The sequence below is a fragment of the Nocardioides sp. NBC_00850 genome, assembly GCF_045207335.1.
GTDB lineage: Bacteria > Actinomycetota > Actinomycetes > Propionibacteriales > Nocardioidaceae > Nocardioides.
Window position 1 is genome coordinate 3,948,170 of the sequence record NZ_CP108845.1, and the last position, 19,250, is coordinate 3,967,419.

18 protein-coding genes and 3 tRNA genes are annotated in these 19,250 nt (G+C 68.8%); 9 read left to right on the forward strand and 12 right to left on the reverse strand.

Annotation, left to right across the window (positions count from 1 at the left end; translation table 11 throughout):
• Positions 1-2 precede the first annotated feature (2 nt).
• The gene (locus tag OH802_RS19150; protein WP_406021084.1) at positions 3-494 is read right to left on the reverse strand and encodes an ion channel; all 492 of its coding nucleotides are present in this window, start codon (positions 492-494) and stop codon (positions 3-5) included.
• 142 nt (positions 495-636) lie between these two features.
• Between OH802_RS19150 and OH802_RS19155 the strand changes: the two genes are divergently transcribed.
• Both OH802_RS19155 and OH802_RS19160 read left to right on the forward strand, forming a co-directional pair.
• Entirely contained in the window at positions 637-1,116 is a 480-nt protein-coding gene (locus OH802_RS19155) for an OsmC family protein (RefSeq protein ID WP_406021086.1), read from the forward strand.
• Positions 1,117-1,169: 53 nt separating this feature from the next.
• The gene (locus OH802_RS19160) at positions 1,170-2,888 is read left to right on the forward strand and encodes an AMP-binding protein (RefSeq protein ID WP_406021089.1); all 1,719 of its coding nucleotides are present in this window, start codon (positions 1,170-1,172) and stop codon (positions 2,886-2,888) included.
• On the opposite strand, the gene OH802_RS19165 is transcribed toward OH802_RS19160, so the two are convergent.
• Positions 2,879-3,439, reverse strand: coding sequence for a TetR family transcriptional regulator (locus OH802_RS19165; protein ID WP_350714125.1), 561 nt, complete (start codon positions 3,437-3,439; stop codon positions 2,879-2,881). The two genes, OH802_RS19160 and OH802_RS19165, sit on opposite strands and share 10 nt — an antisense overlap.
• A gap of 97 nt (positions 3,440-3,536) precedes the next feature.
• Between OH802_RS19165 and OH802_RS19170 the strand changes: the two genes are divergently transcribed.
• Positions 3,537-4,976, forward strand: coding sequence for an MFS transporter (locus OH802_RS19170; RefSeq protein ID WP_406021091.1), 1,440 nt, complete (start codon positions 3,537-3,539; stop codon positions 4,974-4,976).
• A gap of 4 nt (positions 4,977-4,980) precedes the next feature.
• Here the strand turns inward: OH802_RS19170 and OH802_RS19175 are convergent, their stop codons facing one another.
• The 3 genes from OH802_RS19175 to OH802_RS19185 all read right to left on the reverse strand — a co-directional run bounded on the left by OH802_RS19175 (position 4,981) and on the right by OH802_RS19185 (position 8,765).
• On the reverse strand, positions 4,981-5,748 hold the full coding sequence (locus tag OH802_RS19175) for a thioesterase family protein (RefSeq protein WP_406021093.1): 768 nt from the start codon (positions 5,746-5,748) through the stop codon (positions 4,981-4,983).
• Between the two features lie 7 nt (positions 5,749-5,755).
• Positions 5,756-7,384, reverse strand: coding sequence for an AMP-binding protein (locus tag OH802_RS19180; RefSeq protein WP_406021095.1), 1,629 nt, complete (start codon positions 7,382-7,384; stop codon positions 5,756-5,758).
• Positions 7,385-7,448: 64 nt separating this feature from the next.
• The gene (locus tag OH802_RS19185; RefSeq protein WP_406021097.1) at positions 7,449-8,765 is read right to left on the reverse strand and encodes an MFS transporter; all 1,317 of its coding nucleotides are present in this window, start codon (positions 8,763-8,765) and stop codon (positions 7,449-7,451) included.
• A gap of 135 nt (positions 8,766-8,900) precedes the next feature.
• Between OH802_RS19185 and OH802_RS19190 the strand changes: the two genes are divergently transcribed.
• Genes OH802_RS19190 through OH802_RS19210 form a run of 5 tightly spaced genes read left to right on the forward strand, consistent with a single transcriptional unit; the run spans position 8,901 to position 14,377 of the window.
• Positions 8,901-9,788 (forward strand): response regulator transcription factor, encoded by an 888-nt coding sequence (locus OH802_RS19190; RefSeq protein WP_406021099.1) that lies wholly within the window; start codon positions 8,901-8,903, stop codon positions 9,786-9,788.
• 52 nt (positions 9,789-9,840) lie between these two features.
• Positions 9,841-10,809, forward strand: coding sequence for a helix-turn-helix domain-containing protein (locus OH802_RS19195; protein ID WP_406021101.1), 969 nt, complete (start codon positions 9,841-9,843; stop codon positions 10,807-10,809).
• A 53-nt stretch (positions 10,810-10,862) separates the two neighbouring features.
• Entirely contained in the window at positions 10,863-13,268 is a 2,406-nt protein-coding gene (locus OH802_RS19200) for a molybdopterin cofactor-binding domain-containing protein (RefSeq protein WP_406021103.1), read from the forward strand.
• A 28-nt stretch (positions 13,269-13,296) separates the two neighbouring features.
• On the forward strand, positions 13,297-13,776 hold the full coding sequence (locus OH802_RS19205) for a (2Fe-2S)-binding protein (RefSeq protein ID WP_357351740.1): 480 nt from the start codon (positions 13,297-13,299) through the stop codon (positions 13,774-13,776).
• 37 nt (positions 13,777-13,813) lie between these two features.
• Positions 13,814-14,377: a flavoprotein gene (locus tag OH802_RS19210; protein WP_406021105.1), complete on the forward strand. Its 564-nt coding sequence runs from the start codon at positions 13,814-13,816 to the stop codon at positions 14,375-14,377.
• Positions 14,378-14,395: 18 nt separating this feature from the next.
• On the opposite strand, the gene OH802_RS19215 is transcribed toward OH802_RS19210, so the two are convergent.
• From OH802_RS19215 to OH802_RS19230, 4 genes are all read right to left on the reverse strand, one after another.
• Entirely contained in the window at positions 14,396-14,569 is a 174-nt protein-coding gene (locus OH802_RS19215; RefSeq protein WP_406021107.1) for a hypothetical protein, read from the reverse strand.
• Between the two features lie 262 nt (positions 14,570-14,831).
• Positions 14,832-14,903 (reverse strand) — tRNA-Val (locus tag OH802_RS19220).
• Between the two features lie 34 nt (positions 14,904-14,937).
• Positions 14,938-15,008, reverse strand: a tRNA-Cys gene (locus tag OH802_RS19225).
• Positions 15,009-15,043: 35 nt separating this feature from the next.
• Positions 15,044-15,116 (reverse strand) — tRNA-Gly (locus tag OH802_RS19230).
• 168 nt (positions 15,117-15,284) lie between these two features.
• Here OH802_RS19230 and OH802_RS19235 point away from each other — a divergent pair.
• Complete coding sequence (locus tag OH802_RS19235) at positions 15,285-16,106, forward strand: aminotransferase class IV (RefSeq protein ID WP_406021109.1); 822 nt, start codon at positions 15,285-15,287, stop codon at positions 16,104-16,106.
• 115 nt (positions 16,107-16,221) lie between these two features.
• Here OH802_RS19235 and OH802_RS19240 read toward each other — a convergent pair whose 3' ends face one another.
• From OH802_RS19240 to OH802_RS19250, 3 genes are all read right to left on the reverse strand, one after another.
• Complete coding sequence (locus tag OH802_RS19240; protein ID WP_406021111.1) at positions 16,222-17,586, reverse strand: OFA family MFS transporter; 1,365 nt, start codon at positions 17,584-17,586, stop codon at positions 16,222-16,224.
• A 194-nt stretch (positions 17,587-17,780) separates the two neighbouring features.
• A complete protein-coding gene (locus OH802_RS19245; RefSeq protein WP_378831664.1) occupies positions 17,781-18,218 on the reverse strand; it encodes an SsgA family sporulation/cell division regulator in 438 nt (145 codons plus the stop codon).
• Between the two features lie 101 nt (positions 18,219-18,319).
• Positions 18,320-19,228: a 5'-3' exonuclease H3TH domain-containing protein gene (locus OH802_RS19250; protein WP_406029345.1), complete on the reverse strand. Its 909-nt coding sequence runs from the start codon at positions 19,226-19,228 to the stop codon at positions 18,320-18,322.
• Positions 19,229-19,250 lie beyond the last annotated feature (22 nt).

Below are 19,250 nucleotides of genomic sequence, written 5' to 3' on the forward strand. Positions count from 1 at the left end.
CATCACGGTCTCGGTGGAGTGGGGGGAGTCGGGGAACGAGTCTGGGCCCGGACGAGCGACGCCACCACCACGATGTTGAAGACGATCATCACGCACACCAACGCCCGCGCGATCTGACCCTCGGCGTGGACATCGCCGTACCCGACCGTCGTCATGGTGCTCAAGGTGAAATAGAGAGCATCGGTCCGCGTATCCAGACCGGTGATCTCGTGAGGACGAATCTGGTCGAGCAGGAAGAAGGTCAGGGATGCCGCCATCACCAGCACGATCAGCAACATGGCCAGCACCCGCGTGCTGCGTCCAGGCGCGCCCCTGCGGACGGAGCCGAGCTCTTTGACCATCACCGTCCCGACGAGTGAGAGTGCCCCCACTGTCGCCAGCAAGCTCGTGCCAACGGCCAGCACCGAGTCTGCCGCCCACCTCAAAGGGAAAGCGTAGTAAGCGACCAGTAGGCCGACGAAGATCCAGATCGGACGCCACTTGGCTTTCCCCATGGAACTCTCGATTCATCGTACGACTGAGTCCTCAGGATGCGTTCGCGGGTCGAGTGACGCGTCACCCGTCCTGGGTGACACCGGATCCAGTCAGCCGAAATGCAGGGTCGATCACCGGACAGACCGGCACTAAGGTGTGCGCATGGCTCTGACCCATGACTACACGGTCTCGGTTGAGTGGACGGGCAACCGAGGCACCGGGACAAGCGGCTACCGCGACTACGCCCGAGACCATGTCGTACGCATCGAGGGCCTGCCCGACATCCTGGGCTCGTCCGATCCGACCTTCCGCGGCGACGCGAGCCGGCACAACCCTGAGCAGCTGCTGCTGACCTCGCTGGCGCAGTGCCACATGCTCTCCTACCTGCACCAGGCGGTGACGGTTGGCGTGGTCGTCCTCGACTACCACGATGCCGCGACCGCCACCATGGAGACGCAGGGGACCGGCGGCCGGTTCACCCGCGCCGTGCTGCACCCGGTCGTCACCGTCGCGGACGCTGCGATGATCGAGGCCGCGACCTCCGCCCACCACCAGGCCCACCTGGACTGCTTCATCGCGAGCAGCGTGAACTTCCCCGTCGACGTCGAACCGACCGTGATCGTCGGTGGACTGACGCCGTAGTCCCCTCTTCCGGGGGTAGGGCGGGTGTCGGCCTCGCGACGATGATGACCGCCATGACTGGATCGACCTCGACCGACGCCCTGCTCGCCGCCCGGGACGCGCTGATCGCCCAGCGCCTGGACTACGCCGAGGCGCTCGACACCTTCCGCTGGCCCGACGTCGGGGAGGGCTTCAACTTCGCCCACGACTGGTTCGACCCGATGGCGCGGGGCAACGACGCTCCGGCGCTGGTCATCGCCGAGTCGGACGGGGCGCGGGCTGCGTACTCCTTCGACGAGCTGGCGCGTCGCTCGGATGCGGTGGCCCGCTACCTTCGGCGTCTCGGCGTCGGCACGGGCGACAGCGTGGTCGTCATGCTGGGCAACCAGGTCGAGCTGTGGGAGACGATGCTCGCGGCGATGAAGGTCGGTGCGGTCCTGATGCCGACGACGACCGCCGTCGGCACCGCCGAACTGGTCGACCGGCTCGCCCGGGGCCGGGCCAAGGCCGTGGTCTGCAACGCCGAGGACGCGGACAAGTTCGACGGCGTCCCCGGCGACTACGTACGGATCGGCGTTGGGCTCAGTGCGGGGGAGCGGGAGGGCTGGAACGACTACGCCGCGGCCGCTGCCGAGGCCCAGGAGCCGCTCGAGCACCCCGGCAATGCCACCACCGATGCTCTGCTCCTCTACTTCACCAGCGGCACCACGAGCCGTCCGAAGCTGGTCGAGCACACTCACTACACCTACCCGGTCGGGCACCTGTCGACGATGTACTGGCTCGGGCTGCGCCCCGGCGACGTCCACATGAACATCTCCAGCCCGGGGTGGGCCAAGCACGCCTGGTCGAACTTCTTCGCGCCGTGGCTCGCCGGCGCGACCGTCTTCGTCCTCAACTACGCGCGCTTCGAGGCGGCCACGCTGCTGCAGCGGATCCGCGAGGAGCACGTGACCAGCATGTGCGCTCCGCCGACCGTGTGGCGGATGCTCATCCAGGCCGACCTCTCCGGCGGCTGTGGCTCGCTGCGCGAGGCGATCAGTGCCGGTGAGCCGCTCAACCCCGAGGTGATCAGCCAGGTCCAGCGCGCTTGGGGCCTGACCATCCGCGACGGGTTCGGGCAGACCGAGATGACCGCGACGATCGCCAACAGCCCGGGCCAGCCGGTACGTCCGGGGTCGATGGGCCGGCCGCTGCCCGGTGTCCCGGTCGTGCTCGTCGACCCGATCGAGGGCAGCGTGATCGAGGGGCCGGGTGAGGGCGAGCTCTGCCTGGACCTCTCGATGAAACCCGCCACCCTGATGACCGAATACCGCGACGACGAGAAGCGCACCGCCGACGCGATGCGCGGCGGCTTCTTCCACACCGGCGACGTCGCCAGCCGCGACGAGGAGGGCTACATCACCTACGTCGGCCGCACCGACGACGTCTTCAAGGCCTCCGACTACAAGGTCTCGCCCTTCGAGCTGGAGTCGGTCCTGATCGAGCACCCCGCGGTGGCCGAGGCGGCGGTCGTACCGGCCCCGGACCCGGTGCGACTCGCGGTCCCCAAGGCGTACGTCTCACTCACCGCCGGCCACGAGCCGACCGCCGAGACCGCCCGGGCCATCCTCGAGTTCGCCCGCGACCACCTGCCGCCCTACCTCCGCGTACGCCGCCTGGAGTTCTTCGACCTGCCCAAGACGATCTCGGGGAAGATCCGGCGCGTCGAGCTCCGGACCCGCGAGCAGGAGGCCGTCGACCAGCGGCCGCCGGGGGAGCACCGCTACGAAGACTTCTTCTCCCGTCAGTCCTGAGCCACCAGGCGCCGGACGCTCTCGACGACGATCTCCCGGCACCGAGCGCGGCTGGGCCGGCGCACCAGGGCCAGCTCGGGCGTGTGCAGGTGCCAGCTCATCGCCAGCGCGCGAACCTCGGTGAGCAGCTCGAGCGGCGAGTAGGCGGTCGTCAGCTTCCCTGCCTGCTGCGCCTCCTCGATCTTGGCCAGCTTGGCGTCGTTGGAGGCGACGATCGCCGGGAGCTTCCCGGTCGGGCGCTCGAGCTGGTACCAGGTCGTCAGCCGTAGCGTCGTGGGGAAGCGCTCGTAGAGGTCGAAGGACCGCCCGGCGTAGGCGGGAAGGTCGGTGGCGTCGAACTCGACCTCGTCGACGAACGCGAGCACCCGGTGGGCGAAGACGGCGTCGAAGAGCTCGTCCTTCGTGCCGAAGTACTTGTAGATCAGCGCCTTGTTCGCCAGCGCCGTCTCCGCGATCCGGTCGACGCGCGAGCCGGCGATGCCGTACGCCGCGAACTCGGCCTCGGCGGCGTCGAGGATGCGTGTACGGGTCGCCTCGGAGTCTCTGGCCATGCGTCCACCCTAAAGCAAGTAACTAGTTAGTTGCATTTCGTGGCACTCAGTGCTTCACTGAAATAACCAACTCGTTAGTTACTTAGGAAGTGCACACATGTCTCCGACACCCCCGCGCGCCGGTGCCCGTCACCGGGCGGTGGTCCTGATGGTGATCCTCGGCTGCCAGCTGATGATGACCCTCGACGCCTCGATCGTGACCACGGCGCTCACCCACATCAAGGCGGAGCTCGGCTTCACCGACTCGTCCTTGTCGTGGATCCAGAACGCCTACGTGCTCGCCTTCGGCGGGCTCCTGCTGCTCGGCGCACGAGCCGGTGACCTGCTCGGTCGGCGCCGCGTGTTCATCGCCGGGACGGCGCTCTTCACCGCAGCCTCACTCCTGGCCGGGCTCGCGCCGTCGGCCGAACTTCTCATCGTCGCGCGCACGCTGCAGGGGCTGGCGTCGGCCTTCGCGATCCCGTCCACGCTGGCGCTGCTGATCACGAGCTTCCCCGAGCCCGAGGAGCGCACCCGGGCGATCGCGATCTACAGCGCGGTGATCGGTGCCGGAGGCAGCGTCGGGATCATCGTCGGCGGCGTCTTCACCGAGTACCTCTCCTGGCGCTGGGGTCTCCTGGTCAACGTCCCGCTCGGGATCCTGATCCTCGCCCTCTCACCGCGCTACCTCCCCGAGACCGAGCCCCGGCCCGGCCGGGTCGACATCCTGGGCGCGCTGAACGTCACCGTCGGCATGTCGGCGCTCGTCTACGGCCTCGTCGAGGCAGCTGAGATCGGCTGGGGCAGCGCCCGGACCCTGCTCCCGCTGACCGCGTCAGTAGTCCTGCTCGTCGCCTTCGTGCTCATCGAGCTGCAGGCCGCCCAGCCGATCGTGCCGATCCGGCTCTTCTTCAGCCTGCAGCGCTCCGGGGCGTACCTCGGCCGGATCCTGATCGTCGGCGCGATGTTCTCGACGTTCTACTTCCTCTCGCAGTATCTCCAGAACGTACGTGGTCTCAGCCCGCTCGCCACCGGACTCGTCTACATCCCGATGACCGGCATGTTCTTCGCCATGGTCTACGCCGTGCGCTGGGCCGGACCGAGGATCAGCAAGCCCGTGCTGCTGCTGACCTCTCTGGTCACCGCGGGGGTCGGCATGGCCTGGCTGAGCCGGATCGACGCGACGACCCCGGTGGCGTCGATCCTGCCGCCGCTGCTCGTGCTGGGCATCGGCCAGGGCATCGCGATCATCCTCCTCACCGACTTCGGGATGGCCGAGGTCGACCCGGGTGACGCCGGGGCCGCCTCCGGCCTGGTCAACACCGCCCACCAGATCGGTGGCTCGATCGGACTCGCGCTCCTCACCGTCGTCTACGGCAGCGCGGTGCACCACGACTCCGCGCCGGGCGCCGTCGCCCAGGCCCATGGCTACTCGACCGTCTTCGACGTCGCGACCGGCTTCTACGCCCTTGCCGTGATCGTCGCCCTGGTCATGCTCACCGCCCAACGGCGTGCCAGCAGGTCGACCGCGCCGGTCACGGTCGCGGCCGCCAGCTGAGCCGTCAGGGACGGACCGTCAGGCACTGCGTACTGACGCCGAAGGCGCCCTGCTCGTCATGGAGCACGGATGTGGTCACACCGGCTCCCTCCGGGCCGAACGAGACGGTCGTGTCGAGCCCCAACCAGCCGGGAGCCGGAGTACGGAACAGGTGCGCGGTCAGGTCGAGATTGGGGAAGCTGACGACCTTCGGGTCGACCCGGACGGCGACACCGTTGGTGATGTCGAGCAGCCCGGCGACCTGCGCCAGCCGGCTCACCTCCTCGTCGGCGACGAGGGGGTGAGCCGTACGCACCCAGGACTGTGCCCGCCCAGGACCGAGGTCGTGGCGGCGCACCTCCACCGAGGCGATGAAGCCCCCGTCCCACAAGGTGGTCATGTCCCAGGCCGGCACCTCGTCCGGTGCGGACATCGGCAGGTGGCGGGTGCCCTCGAGCTCCGCGGTCGGGTAGCCGGCGGTCAGCCAGGCACGCAGGAGCACCACGGGCCGGCCGCCGTGGCAGGCTCGGGCCTCGACGAGCTCGATGGTGCGCCCGGCGCGGAGCACGGTGACCTCGATGTCGACCGGCTCGAGCGGGACGGTGCCAAGGATGTCGTAGCTGATCCGGGTGATCTGGAGCCCGTCGCCGCGGCGGGCGTCGCGGTCCCGTTCGACCTCGTGCGCGAGCACGCCGAGCAGGGTGGCGATGTGCTGCGTGTCCAAGTCCCACGCGCCGCCGACGTGCTCGGTCGGGGCGAAGGTGCGCGGACCGGTTCGGTGCCAGTACGTCATCGGCCGCTCAGAGCCCGAGCAGAGCGACGCTCTGCTCGCGCATGTCGATCTTGCGGACCTTGCCGGTCACTGTCATCGGGAACTCGTCGACGAGCAGCACGTAGCGCGGTGCCTTGTAGTGGGCGAGCTTGCCGCTGGCGAAGGCGCGGACGGCCTCGACGTCCAGCGGCTCGGCGCCGGGTCGCATCCGGATCCAGGCGCAGAGCTCCTCGCCGTACCTCTCGTCCGGGACGCCCACGACCTGGGCCTCGGCGATGTCGGGATGGGTGAAGAGGAACTCCTCGATCTCGCGCGGGTAGATGTTCTCGCCACCACGGATCACCATGTCCTTGATCCTGCCCACCACCACGCAGTAGCCGTCCTCGCGCATGACCGCCAGGTCGCCGGTGTGCATCCAGCCGTCGGCGTCGATCGCGTCGGCGGTCTTCGTCTCGTCGTCCCAGTAGCCAAGCATCACCGAGTAGCCGCGAGTGCAGAACTCACCCGCCGTACCGCGCGGGACCACCTCACCGGTGGCCGGGTCGACGATCTTGATCTCGACGTGCGGGGCAGCGCGGCCGATCGTCTCGGTACGCCGCTCGAGGTCGTCGTCGGTGCGGGTCTGGCAGGAGACGGGCGAGGTCTCGGTCATCCCGTACGCGATCGCGACCTCGCTCATGTGCATCTCGCTGACGCACCGCTTCATGACCTCGATCGGGCACAGCGCCCCGGCCATGATCCCGGTACGCAGCGTCGAGAGGTCGTAAGAGGCGAAACCCGGGTCGTTCTGCATCGCGATGAACATCGTCGGCACACCGTACAGCGCCGTGCACCTCTCGTCCTGGACCGTCTGCAGCGTCGTAGCCGGGTCGAAGCCGGGTCCGGGGATGACCATCGTCGCGCCGTGGGTGGTGCAGCCCAGGTTGGCCATCACCATGCCGAAGCAGTGGTAGAAGGGCACCGGGATGCAGAGCCGGTCCTGCTCCGTGAAGTGGATCGTCTCGGTGACGAAGAAGCCGTTGTTCAAGATGTTGCGGTGCGACAGCGTCGCGCCCTTCGGGAAGCCCGTGGTCCCGGAGGTGTACTGGATGTTGATCGCGTCATTCGGGTCGAGCGTGTAGTCGACGTGATCGGCCAGCCGCTCGCCACGGCCGGCGGCCAGCAGCTCATCCCACTGCGGCGTACCCAGGAAGATGGTCTGCTCGAGAGCGCCGCAGTCGCCCGCCACCTCGCCGACGAGCGAGACGTAGTCGCTGCTCTTGAACTCGGTCGCGCTGATCAGCAGCCGCACCCCGGACTGGTTGAGCGCATAGGCGAGCTCGTGGGTTCGGTAGGCGGGGTTGATGTTGACCAGGATCGCGCCGATCTTGGCCGTGGCGAACTGGACCATCGTCCACTCGGCGCAGTTCGGAGCCCAGATGCCGACGCGGTCACCCTTCCCGATGCCGGCCTTGCGCAGGCCGACCGCGAGGGCGTCCACGTCGGCATTCAGCTCGGCGTAGGTCCAGCGTCGTCCGGTGGCGATCTCGACGAGCGCCTCACGGTCTCCGTGGCGGGCGACGGTACGCTCGAAATTGGCTCCGATCGTCTCCTCGAGCAGCGGAACGTCGATGTCGCCACGAGCCGACGAAGCGGTGATGGATGAGGTCTCGGTCATGCCGCGAGCATGACCGAGACCGCGGTGGCAGCCACACCCCCGAAAGAGGGTGAGCGGTGCCGGATCAGGCGAGTGCTGGCTCCGCGTCTAGCTCCACGCGGCTGGTCTCCTTGGCCACCAGCAGGCAGCCGATGCTCAGCACGGCCAGGGCGCTGAGGAAGTACGCGATGCCGTCGGTGCCCCACCGGGCCAGCAGGTCCTCGGCGATGACCAGCGGGACGGCGCCGCCGAGGATGCCCGCGATGTTGTAGCCCAGACCGGCTCCGGTGTAGCGGTACTTCGCCTGGAACATCTCGGGCAGGAACGCCGCGATCGGACCGTAGTTGAGGCCGAGTACGCACAGCATCAGGCTGTTGCCGAGGGCGAAGCTCGCGAAGCTGCCGGGCTCCATGATGGCGAACGACAGCGGGCCGGCGACGAGGCCGAAGGCGGCGCCGATGAGCAGGACCACGCGGCGGCCGAGCACGTCGGAGAGCCACGCGGAGGCGATCACCGTCACGCTCATCGCGAAGGCCGCGACGATGACGCCGAGCAGGGCCTGGCTCATGCTCAGGCCGAGGGTGCCGACCGCGTGCGCGACCATGAAGCTGGCGCCGGTGTAGAAGGCGCCGAAGACCACCGCCATGATGCCGCCGCCGAGCAGCACCTGCCGCCACTGGTCACGGATGCAGCCGACGAACGGCAGCGCGCTGCGGGTGCCTGCCGACTGGACCTTCTTGAACGACGGCGTCTCGGCGATCTTCAGCCGGACCCAGAGGCCGACCGCGATGAGGACGGCGCTGGCCAGGAACGGGATCCGCCAGCCCCAGGCCGCGAACGCAGCGGGCTCCATCAGGCGGAAGGTGATGAGCATGGCTGCGGCGGCGAGGATCAGCCCCAGGCTGGGGCCGAGCTGCGGGAACATGCTGTAGCGCCCGCGCTGGCCGCGGGCGGCGTACTCGGTGGTGAGGAGTGCCGCTCCCGCCCACTCGCCACCGAGCGCGATGCCCTGCAGTGCGCGCAGCAGAACGAGGATCACCACGGCGCCCTTGCCGATCGAATCCACGCTCGGGAGCAGGCCGATCGCGAAGGTCGAGGTGCCCATGATCATCAGGGTGGTGATCAGCGTGGCCTTGCGACCGATCCGGTCGCCGTAGTGGCCGAACAGGATCGCTCCCAATGGGCGAAAGACGAACGCGACGCCGAAGGTCGCGATCGAGGCCAAGGTGCCCTCGGGTCCGCCCATCGACGGGAAGAAGACGGCATTGAAGACCAGGGCTGCCGCGAGCCCGTAGATGAGGAAGTCGTAGAACTCGATGGTGGTGCCGGTCAGTGACGCCGTCGCGACGCGGCGCATGGTGCGCCCGTCGACCTCGGCTCGGTCAGCCGCGATTTGGGCCATGATCGTGCCTCCTACTCGGATTGGTGAACCGAGTGTGGGACCGACACCACCAGCCCGATACCCCCGGACGAGTGCCCTCGAAAGAGGGGGTACGCCTCTTGTTGCCTGTGATCGTCGTCACTTACGCTCAACACCATGAGCACCACCGCCATCGCCCCAGAGGCGCCGTACGACGGGTCCCGGATCGCCCAGACGCTGGCCTCCTTCCGGACCGCGTCGGGGCTGGACCTCGCCTTCGGTGGCCCGGTGCGCGGTGACGGCACGGCCATCGACATCACCGCGACCTGTGGCGCGAAGGGCGCCTCGCTGCGCGGCCTGCGGGTGGTCAACGGGGAGGGCCTGGGCGGCAAGACCCTGCAGACCCGGCAACCCGGCTCCGTCGACCACTACTACACCGCTCGCGGGATCACCCACCTCTACGACACCGCCGTCGCTCAGGAGCAGATCCAGACCGTCGCCGCCCTGCCGATCATGGTCGACCGGGCCCCGCGGATGCTCATCTACCTCGCCTCCCGCTCGCGGCTCGGTCTCGGCGGCGTCTGGTTCGACTCGCTTCGTCCGCTGATCCGCACCCTCGAGCGCGAGATCCTGATCGACGACGAGGTCCGCAACCGGCTCTCCCGGCTGGCCCCCGCGCCGAGCCGGGCTCCTCGCCCGGACGAGACGGCCGCGAAGCGCGATCTCGCCGAACGCCGGGAGATGGCGGCCGAGCTCACCGATCTGGCCGGCCAGGTGGTCGACCCCGAGGTCCGCAGCCGCCTCGAGGCCATGGTCCTGCGGCTCACCGCCGCACCGGGGGAGAAGCAGCCGGCTCAGCTCGCTCCGGCCGTACGTCTGGCCGCCCGCGAGCTCGACGTCCTGCGCCAAGTGGCGCTCGGCAGCAGCAACCGGCAGGCCGCCGAGGCGCTCGGGATCGTGGAGAGCACGGTGAAGTCCTACCTCAAGAGCGCCACCCGCAAGCTCAACGCCAACAACCGCGTCCACGCCGTCCGGATGGCGCGCGAGGCCGGCCTGATCGACTGACGCCCCTCGTACGGGGGTACCGCTCGGCCCGTGACATACGCAGTATCACGGCATGACGCATGGGGACTCGGGCGACGTGTCGGAGAGGTGGCGGACCGCGCTGGCGGCCGCCTTCGCGGGCTTGCAGTCGGAGCGGTTGCCGCCCGGCCTGCACGTGGTGTCCGGGCCGTTGGCAGGGGCGATCGAGCACGCCAGCCTGGGACGCGTCGACGCGTTCCGGGTGGGCGGCACCCCGCAGGTCGTACGCCGCACCCGCCGCTCCCTCGCGGACGTACCCGACGATCCGTTCAAGGTGTGCATCCAGCGCCGTGGGCAGTCGGTCGTCCGGCAGGGTGACACCGAGCTCGTCCTGGCGCCCGGGGACATCGCGATCTACGACACCAGCCGCCCCTACGAGCTGCGCTTCGACGAGGGGTGGGAGTGTCTCGCGATGACGCTTCCGCGCCGTGCACTGGCGGCGTCGGACGCCGTGATCGAGCGGTCGATGTCGCGCGGCTGGACGTCGCTCGACGGCCGGACCGGGGTACTCGGGCATCTGCTGGGGAGCGCCGTTCGCGAGGTGCCGCAGGCCGGGGGAGCGGCGCATCTGGGCGAGGCCGCCATCCAGCTGCTCTCGTGTCTGGTCGGGGGCGTGGACCAGGGCGACCCGGGGGAGGCGCTCCGCACGCGAATCATCGCCTACGTCGAGGCGCACGCCTCCGACCCCGACCTCGGCCACGATGCGGTGGCGGCCGCCCACGGGCTCTCGCCGCGTAGCCTGCACCGGCTCTTCGAGGACCAACCGCGCTCCGCGATGGCCCATCTGCGGGAGTTCCGGCTGCTGGCGATCCGGGACGCGCTGCTCGACCCGGCTTACGCGTCCTATTCGACAGCGGCGATCGCCGCCCGTTGGGGCTTCCTCGACCCATCGCACTTCGCCCGGACATTCCGGGCACGCTTCGGAATCACACCAGGCGCGCTCCGGCGCGAAGGTGGCGCGGAAAGTCAACGAGGTTGGCGTTCCATGGCGACACAGGTGTGACGGCGCGCACATAGCGTGACGGGGACCCGACCGGACCAACGGAGGTAACCGCCTTGTCAACACATCCCGAGACGTCATCAGGCCTGTCGGTATCCGGCCTGGCCGAGCACGAGATCGGACGCCGTCGCTTCGTCGGCTACCTCGTGGCCGCTGCCACCGTCACCGGCGCGGCCCAGCTCGGGATCGGCCTCGGCAGCCCGGCCGCGGCAGTCGTCCCGGGGGTGCCGCAGCCGGCCGACCTCTACGACCTCAACGACCTGCTGACCGATGCCGCCCGCCCGACCGCGAACCTGATCCAGGTCGTTGTCGACAAGGACGGCACCGCGTCGTTCGAGCTGCCCCGCGCAGAGGTCGGGCAGGGCATCACCACCTCGATCGCGATGCTGATCGCCGAGGAGCTCGACCTGCCCCTCAGCAAGGTGAACGTGACCTTGTCGAAAGCGCGCCCCGAACTCATCTGGAACCAGATGACCGGCGGCTCCAACACGATCCACGCGATGTACACGCCCGTACGTGTGGCCGCCGCCATCGCTCGTGGCGCCCTGCTCGACGCCGCGGCGATCGCGCTCGCGCAGCCGCACGACACCCTCTCCGTCTACGAAGGGGTGATCACCGCACCCGGCGGTGCCTCCATCTCCTATGGCGAGCTCGCCACCTCCGCCGCGGCTCTGGTGACGAAGGTCGTCGACGTCGACCTCAAGCCGAAGTCCGACTTCGCGGTCATCGGCACCCCGCAGCGCCGCAAGGACGCCATGGACGCGGTCACCGGCACGAAGCAGTTCGCCATGGACCTGGACGTCCCCGATGCTCTGCCCGCGATGGTCTGCCGCGCCCCCGAGCACAACGGCACGGTGCGATCGGTCCGCAACCAGAAGGACGTCGAGGCGATGCCGGGTGTGACGCATGTCGTCACCATCCCGACCGGGGTCGCCGTACGCGCCGGGACGTTCGGTCAGTGCATCAACGCCGTCCGTGCCCTCGATGTCGAGTGGAATCCGGGTTCGGTGAGCGGCAGGTCCGACGCCGATGTCCTCGAGGAGCTCCGCGGCATCCAGCGCCCGATGCTGGTGCCGGACGTGGACGAGCTCCTCGGCACGGTGACCGACGCGGTCGGCGGCCTGACCGGTGGGCTCGGCGCGGCCGACGTCAAGACGCTCGACACCGACTTCGTCTTCTACACCCGCAGCGGCTCGCCGCTGGAGACCAACTGCGCCGTGGCCGATGTCCGTGCCGACGAGGCGACTATCTGGGCGGGCTCGAAGACGCCGATCGTGGCTGCCGAGGACATCGCGCTGAAGCTCGGCCTGCCGCCGACGGCGGTGACGTTCAACGTCGTGGAGTCCGGCGGCTCCTTCGGCCGCAAGCTCTTCTGGGACGCGGCGCTCGAGGCCGCCCTGATCTCGCAGAAGTGCCAGGCACCGGTCCGGCTGATGTGGCACCGCGCCGACGAGCCACGCCAGGGCCGCAACCATCCGATGGCGACGTCCCGGGTGCGTACGGTCTGGGCGGGGGACAACATCCTCTCCGTCGAGCAGCAGCACACCTGCACCGCCACCGACTACCGCCACGGCTTCGGCGAGATCCTGACCTCGTCGGCCATCTCGCTCCCGGCCGGGGTGAGCAACCTGGGCGTGTCGGAGACCATCTTCGTGACCTCCCAGCAGGTGCCGTACGACTTCGGCGTGACCACCCAGGGACTCATGGAGACGACCAGCCGCGCGATCAACTCCGGCGCGGTGCGCAACGTCTACTCGCCCGACGTACGCACGGCGCTCGAGCTCACGATCGACCAGGTCGCCAAGAAGATGCGGCTGAGTCCGGTCGAGTTCCGGCTGAAGTACGCCAAGGAGGACCGCCTGCGGCGAGTCATCAAGCAGGTGGCGGCTGCCGGCAACTGGGGCAGGTCGATGCCCGCCGGCACGGCCCAGGGGATCGCGGTCCACCAGGAGTACAAGGGCTACTCCGCCTGCCTCGTCGAGATCGACTGCCGTCCCGAGACCGTCAACCGCAAGGTCTACAACGGCGTCACGGGTCCCCGGGTCACCAAGGTGACCTTCGCGATCGACTGCGGCGAGGTGATCAACCCAAAGGGCGTCGAGGCGCAGATGCAGGGCGGGATCATGGACGGCATCGCGCTCGCGCTGACGGCGAGCACCCACCTGGAGGACGGTCACTACCTCGAGGCCAGCTGGGACAACTACTTCTACACCCGCCAGTGGAACACCCCACCCGACGTACGCGTCTTCGTGATGGACCCGGTCACCGACATCCCCGGCGGGGCGGGGGAGGCCGGCGTCGCCGCGTCGTTCGCGGCGGTGGCCTGTGCGTACGCCCGGGCGACGGGCACCACGCCGACCTCGTTCCCGATCAACCACCACGACCCGATCTCCTTCGAGGTGAAGTCCTTCGCCCCGCCCGTGCCCGCCTCGCCGACCGACGGCCTCAGCTACACCTACTGACCAGAGACTGATCGAAAGGGATTGGCCAATGCCCAACTACACCTTCAAGCTCAACGGGGAGAAGGTCACGGTCGACGTCGAGGACAGCGAGCGCCTGCTGTGGGTGCTGCGCGACGTACTCGGCGTGCGTGGCCCCAAGTACGGCTGTGGCATCAACGTCTGCAAGGCCTGTACGTCGCACATCAACGGCAAGGCCTTCAACCCCTGCGCCACCCCGATCAGCGCCCTCGACGAGGACGACGAGATCACCACGATCGAAGGCCTCGCCGCCTCCGTCGGAAAGGATCTGCACCCCATGCAGGAAGCCTGGCTCGACGTCGATGTCGCCCAGTGCGGCTACTGCCAGCCCGGTCAGATCATGGCCGCTGTCGCGACCGTCAACAAGGCTCACGCCGAGGGCCGTTCGGTCACCGACGCCGACATCGACCAGATCCGCAACATCTGCCGCTGCGGCACCTACGTACGGATCCGGGAGGCGATCAAGGCCGGCGCCGGCAAGATGGGCTGACCCCTCGGCCCCGGTCCCCGTCACGTACGCTCGCGGGGTGGCCATCGTCGGAGTCATCGCCTGCGCTGCAGGAGGCGTGGAGCAACTCTGCGACGAGCTGGTCACCCCGCTGGCGGAAGCCGGCCACCAGGTGCCGGTGACCCTTACCCCGACGGCCTTCACCTGGCTCAGGGCGAACGGCGAGGCCGACCGGATCGAGGCGCTGACTGGGTTCCCCGTGCGGGGACCGAGCCGCCTCCCGTGGGAGCCCCGCACGCACCCGGCACAGCTCGACGCAATCGTCGTCGCCCCCGCGACCTTCAACAGCACCGCCAAGATCGCCCTCGGCCTGGCCGACAACCAGGCCCTCACCGTCGTCACCGAGAGCCTCATCACCGTCCCGGTCGTGCTCTTTCCCCTCATCAACGCCGCCCACGCCGATCACCCCGCCTGGCCCTCCCACGTGGCAGCCCTACGCGCCGCCGGCGTCGACGTCATCGAGGGCCCCGACGTCTGGCCCCTCCACCCGCCCCGCCAGATGCCACCGGACCAGAAACTGCCGTGGGAAGCGATTGTCGGGGCCACCCAGCGGGGACTCAAAACAGCCGGACAGCGTGGGTGACCGCGTCCAGCCTGGTGTTTAGCCGCCGCAGCCGCTGGTGATCGTCCCGGCTCCGTCGGTGTCGATGCCCCACTCGCAGAGCCACCCGTCATGGCCGCCGCTCGCTTCGAGCAAGAGCAGGCACCAGGCGAGGAGAAGCAGGCCGACGGCGAGGCTCACCCCCCAGACGGCCACCTTGACGAGCGTCTTCATGCCAGCAGTCTCGTGGCACCGTCGCGCGCGGTGCCCGACTTCGCACCCTAAGTCCCGAATCCCGGGGAGGCGTCGCTTCCGCAGGCGCCGGACCGGCGCACAAGGCATGGACGACGTCTTTTCGCGATCTCGCGACGGAAGAGCGCTCCGGAGATGCACTTAGTCAGGCACGTAGTCAGGCATCGCTCAAACGTACTTTCGACGGCTGAAAACGAACTGACCCCTGACTCGCGTTTCCGCAGGTCAGGGGTCAGTTTCTCGGTGGACGATACTGGGTTTGAACCAGTGACCTCTTCCGTGTCAAGGAAGCGCGCTACCGCTGCGCCAATCGTCCGGGGTTATTCAGTTTATATCAGGGTGGTGCTTCGAGGTGGGTACGGGATTTGAACCCGTGTACACGGATTTGCAGTCCGTTGCCTCGCCTCTCGGCCAACCCACCGCTGGAGGCAATGCCTCCGGTGGAGACCTACTCCGAGCGGACGACGAGGCTCGAACTCGCGACCTCAACCTTGGCAAGGTTGCGCTCTACCAACTGAGCTACGTCCGCTTGCTGCTTCAGGCCCGGTTTCCCGTGCCCTTGGCGACGAGAAGAACATTATCTGAGCCGGTGCCCGAGGCCAAATCCGGGGTCACCTGCGTGTCATTCACTTGTCATCTCCAAGGTCACACCGGCGCGCTTTCCGGCCTCTGACCAGGGACGTTTTAGAGTTGCCGCATGCGCGCGTGGATCGATGGTCAGCTTCTCGACAACCCAACCGCCCCGGCGGTCTCCATCAGAGACCACGGTCTGGTGGTCGGCGACGGCGTCTTCGAGACGCTCAAGGTGATCAAGGACCAGCCGTTCGCGCTCGCCCTTCACCTCGACCGCCTCGAGCGCTCCGCGAGCGGCCTCGGCCTGCCGACCCCCGACCGCTCGCTCATCACCAAGGGCGTCGAGGCCGTGGTGGGCGCGGCGCCGACGGCGTATGGACGGCTGCGGATCAACGTCACGGGCGGGCCGGCGCCGTTCGGGTCTGGCCGCGCGGACGTGGCGCCCACGATCATCATCGGCCTCGAGGACGCGGACCCCACCCCGGCCGAGACCAAGGTCGTCAGCGTGCCGTGGCGCCGCAACGAGCACGGTGCGACGACCGGCCTGAAGACGACGTCGTACGCCGAGAACGTCATCGCCCTCGCCGAGGCCCGTAAGCACGGGGCCAGCGAGGCGATCTTCGCCAACACCGTGGGCGATCTGTGCGAGGGCACCGGGAGCAACATCTTCTACGTGCTCGACGGCGCACTCAAGACTCCGAGGCTCTCCAGCGGCCCGCTGGCCGGGATCACTCGCGCCCTGGTGCTGGAGTGGTTCGGTGCCGAGGAGACCGACGAGCCGCTGGCCGAGGTCGAGGAGTACGCCTCGGAGGTCTTCCTCACCTCCAGCCTGCGCGACGTCCAGGCTGTGACGGAGTGGGGCACGCGCACGCTCCCGCACGGCCCGGTCACCCGGGCGGCGCAGGAGGCGTGGCGTACGAACGAGCCGAGCCTGCTCGGCCTCTGACCTGACTGGAGCCGAGCTCAGCCCGTGAAGAGCTGCGCCGCACGGCGCAGCGTCTCGATGACTCCGTAGGCCAGCGGGATCCCGACCAGGGCCCAGGCACCTGCGATCTTGGCGTTCATGCTGCGCTCCTCTCGGTCTCGGTGGAGTCGGCGGACTTCGGCTCGTGGAACCGGTCGGGGACCTGGTGCACCAGCAGGTTGGCGATGAAGCCGACCGCGAGGACGCCGACCATGGTCAGCAGCGCCGGCCGGTAGGCGGCCGCGGTGAGCGTGCCGGGTTCACCCTGCGCGTCGAGAAAGGCGTTGATGATGAGCGGTCCGGCGATGCCGGCAGCCGACCAGGCGGTCAGCAGCCGGCCGTGGATGGCGCCGACCTGGAAGGTGCCGAAGAGGTCGCGTAGGTAGGCGGGGACGGTGGCGAAGCCGCCGCCGTAGAAGGACAGGATCACGACGGCGAGCAGCACGAACAGCGCCATCGAGGTGTCCCCGATGGTCGCCAGCAGGAGATAGAGCACCAGTCCGACCCCGAGATACATCATGTAGATCGGCTTGCGACCGATGACGTCGGAGGTCGAGGACCAGATGAACCGGCCGCTCATGTTGGCGATCGAGAGCAGCCCGACGAAGCCACCGGCCGCGACCGCGCTGACCGAGGAGACTCCGTCGGTGCGGAAGAAGTCCTGGATCATCGGAGCCGCCTGCTCGAGGATGCCGATGCCGGCGGTGACGTTGCAGAAGAGGACGATCCACACCAGCCAGAACGACCGGGTCCTGATCGCGTTGTTCGCCGAGACGCTCGCCGTGGTGACGAGCTTCTTCTCCTTCACGCTGGCCGGGTCCCAGCCCGCCGGCGTCCAGCCCTCGGGTGGGACGCGGACGGTGGCCGCGCCGAAGGACATGAAGACCAGGTAGACGACACCGAGGGTGAGGAAGAGCATCATCACCGCGTGGCCGTCGGGGACGGTGCTGGCGTCACCGGTGTAGGACGGGTCGTAGAGCGCCAGCAGCCGGCCGCTCAGCGGGCTGGCGATCATCGCGCCGCCGCCGAAGCCCATGATTGCCATGCCCGTGGCCAGGCCCGGTCGGTCCGGGAACCACTTGATCAGCGTGGAGACGGGGGAGATGTAGCCGATCCCGAGTCCGATGCCGCCGATGACGCCGTAGCCGAGGTAGACCAGCCACAGCTGGCCGGTGCCGATGCCGAGGGCGCCGACGAAGAAGCCGGAGGACCAGAAGATCGCGGCCGCGGTCATCGCCGCACGCGGTCCGTTGCGGTCGACCCAGGTGCCCATCACGGCGGCCGAGAGGCCGAGCATCACGATCGCGATCGAGAAGATCACCCCGATCGCGGTCTGGCTCGTGTCGAAGTGCTCGACCAGGGCGGACTTGTAGACGCTGGTGGCGTACACCTGGCCGATGCAGAGGTGTACGGCGAGGGCGGCGGGCGGGATGAGCCAGCGACTGAAGCCGGGACCGGCCACCGTTCGCTCGCGAGAAAGGAAAGCTGGCAGCACTGTGACCTCCGAGGTGGTGGTGCGGGTGACGCACATCACTACCACAGTTGACGTGGCAACGGCGAGCGATCGCTTCCGACCAGCGAAAAGAACGAACCCTCCAGCCCCGGGGAATCCGGGACGGGAGGGTTCGTGAACGAATGAGCAGGCGGGCGGAGTGCCTACTCAGCGTCGAACGAGCTGCCCAGCAGGTCTGCGATCAGCGCGTCGAGATCCAGGTGCTGGCTCTCGGAGCCGACCGGAACGGCCGAGAAGGACTTGCCGAGGAACATCTGCACCTCGCGCGAGTCGGCGGTCGCGATCAGGCGGCCGTCGGGGGAGCTGAAGTCGAAGACGGCGACGGCCTTCGCGTCCTCGTCGATGCTGGGGTAGATCTTCACGTCGCCCTCACCGGCGGGGGCGGCCAGGCCCTGCAGCATCAGCGTGCGCGACACGACCCACTCGACGTCACCGGCGCCGGAGTGGAAGGTCAGGCTCACTGCGTACGGGTCGTTCTCGCGGTAGCCGAGGGTCGTCGGCACCTCCACGGTCCGACCCCAGGGGTCGAGGCACGAGATCTTGATGTCCTGCTGCACTGCCGGGTGCTTGATGTCGCTCATTCGTCCGCTCCTTCTTGGTGGTCTTGCCAAGGAGACGGAGCGGTACGCGGCTGATGATGCCGTTTCTACGAACTTTCTGAATCGAGTTGTGGAGACCTGTGTCACGCCCGCGCGAGAGCGGCTTCCAGGCGGGCGACCGGGGAGGCGAGGTTGTACGTCGCGGCCAGCTCGTGCAGGCGTTCCGGGTCGGCCGGAGCGCTCGGCAGAGCGGTGCCGGTGCGGTCCAGCGGGATGTCCCGAGCGACCGCCACGACCTTCGGCGCGACCGCCAGATACTCGACGGCGTCGATGAACTTCTGCCGCTGCGCCTTGGTGATCGGGGTGGTCGGGTCGGCGACGGCGGCGATGATCCCCTCGAGGTCCCCGTACTGCTCGAGCAGCTTGGCGGCGGTCTTCTCGCCGACGCCCTTCACCCCCGGCAGCCCGTCGGAGGTGTCACCACGCATCGTGGCGAAGTCGGCGTACTGCGCCGCGCTGATGCCGTACTTGGCGAGCACCCACTTCTCGTCGACAAGATCCGGGTCGCTCACGCCCCGGGTCGGATAGAGGATGCGTACGCCGGCAGCGTCGTCGACGAGCTGGAAGAGGTCGCGGTCGCCGGTGACGACGTCGACCGGCATCCCCGCGCCGGTCGCGAGGGTTCCGATCACGTCGTCGGCCTCGTAGCCGTCGGCGCCGATGACGCAGATCCCGGCCGCGGCGAGCACCTCGCGGATGATCGGCACCTGCACCTGCAGCGGGTCCGGGACCTCCTCGACGTCGGGGGCGGTCTCGACCTCCTCCACCACCCGGTGCGCCTTGTAGGACGGGATCAGGTCGACCCGCCACTGCGGTCGCCAGTCGTTGTCCCAGCAGCACACCAGGTCGGTGGGGGAGTAGTCGTTGACCAGCCGGGAGATGAACTCCAGCAGGCCGCGGACGGCGTTGACCGGAGTGCCGTCCTCGGCTCGGATGTCGGGCACGCCGAAGAAGGCGCGGAAGTAGAGCGACGCGGTGTCCAGCAGGAGCATTCGAGGTTCAGCCACGCTCTGC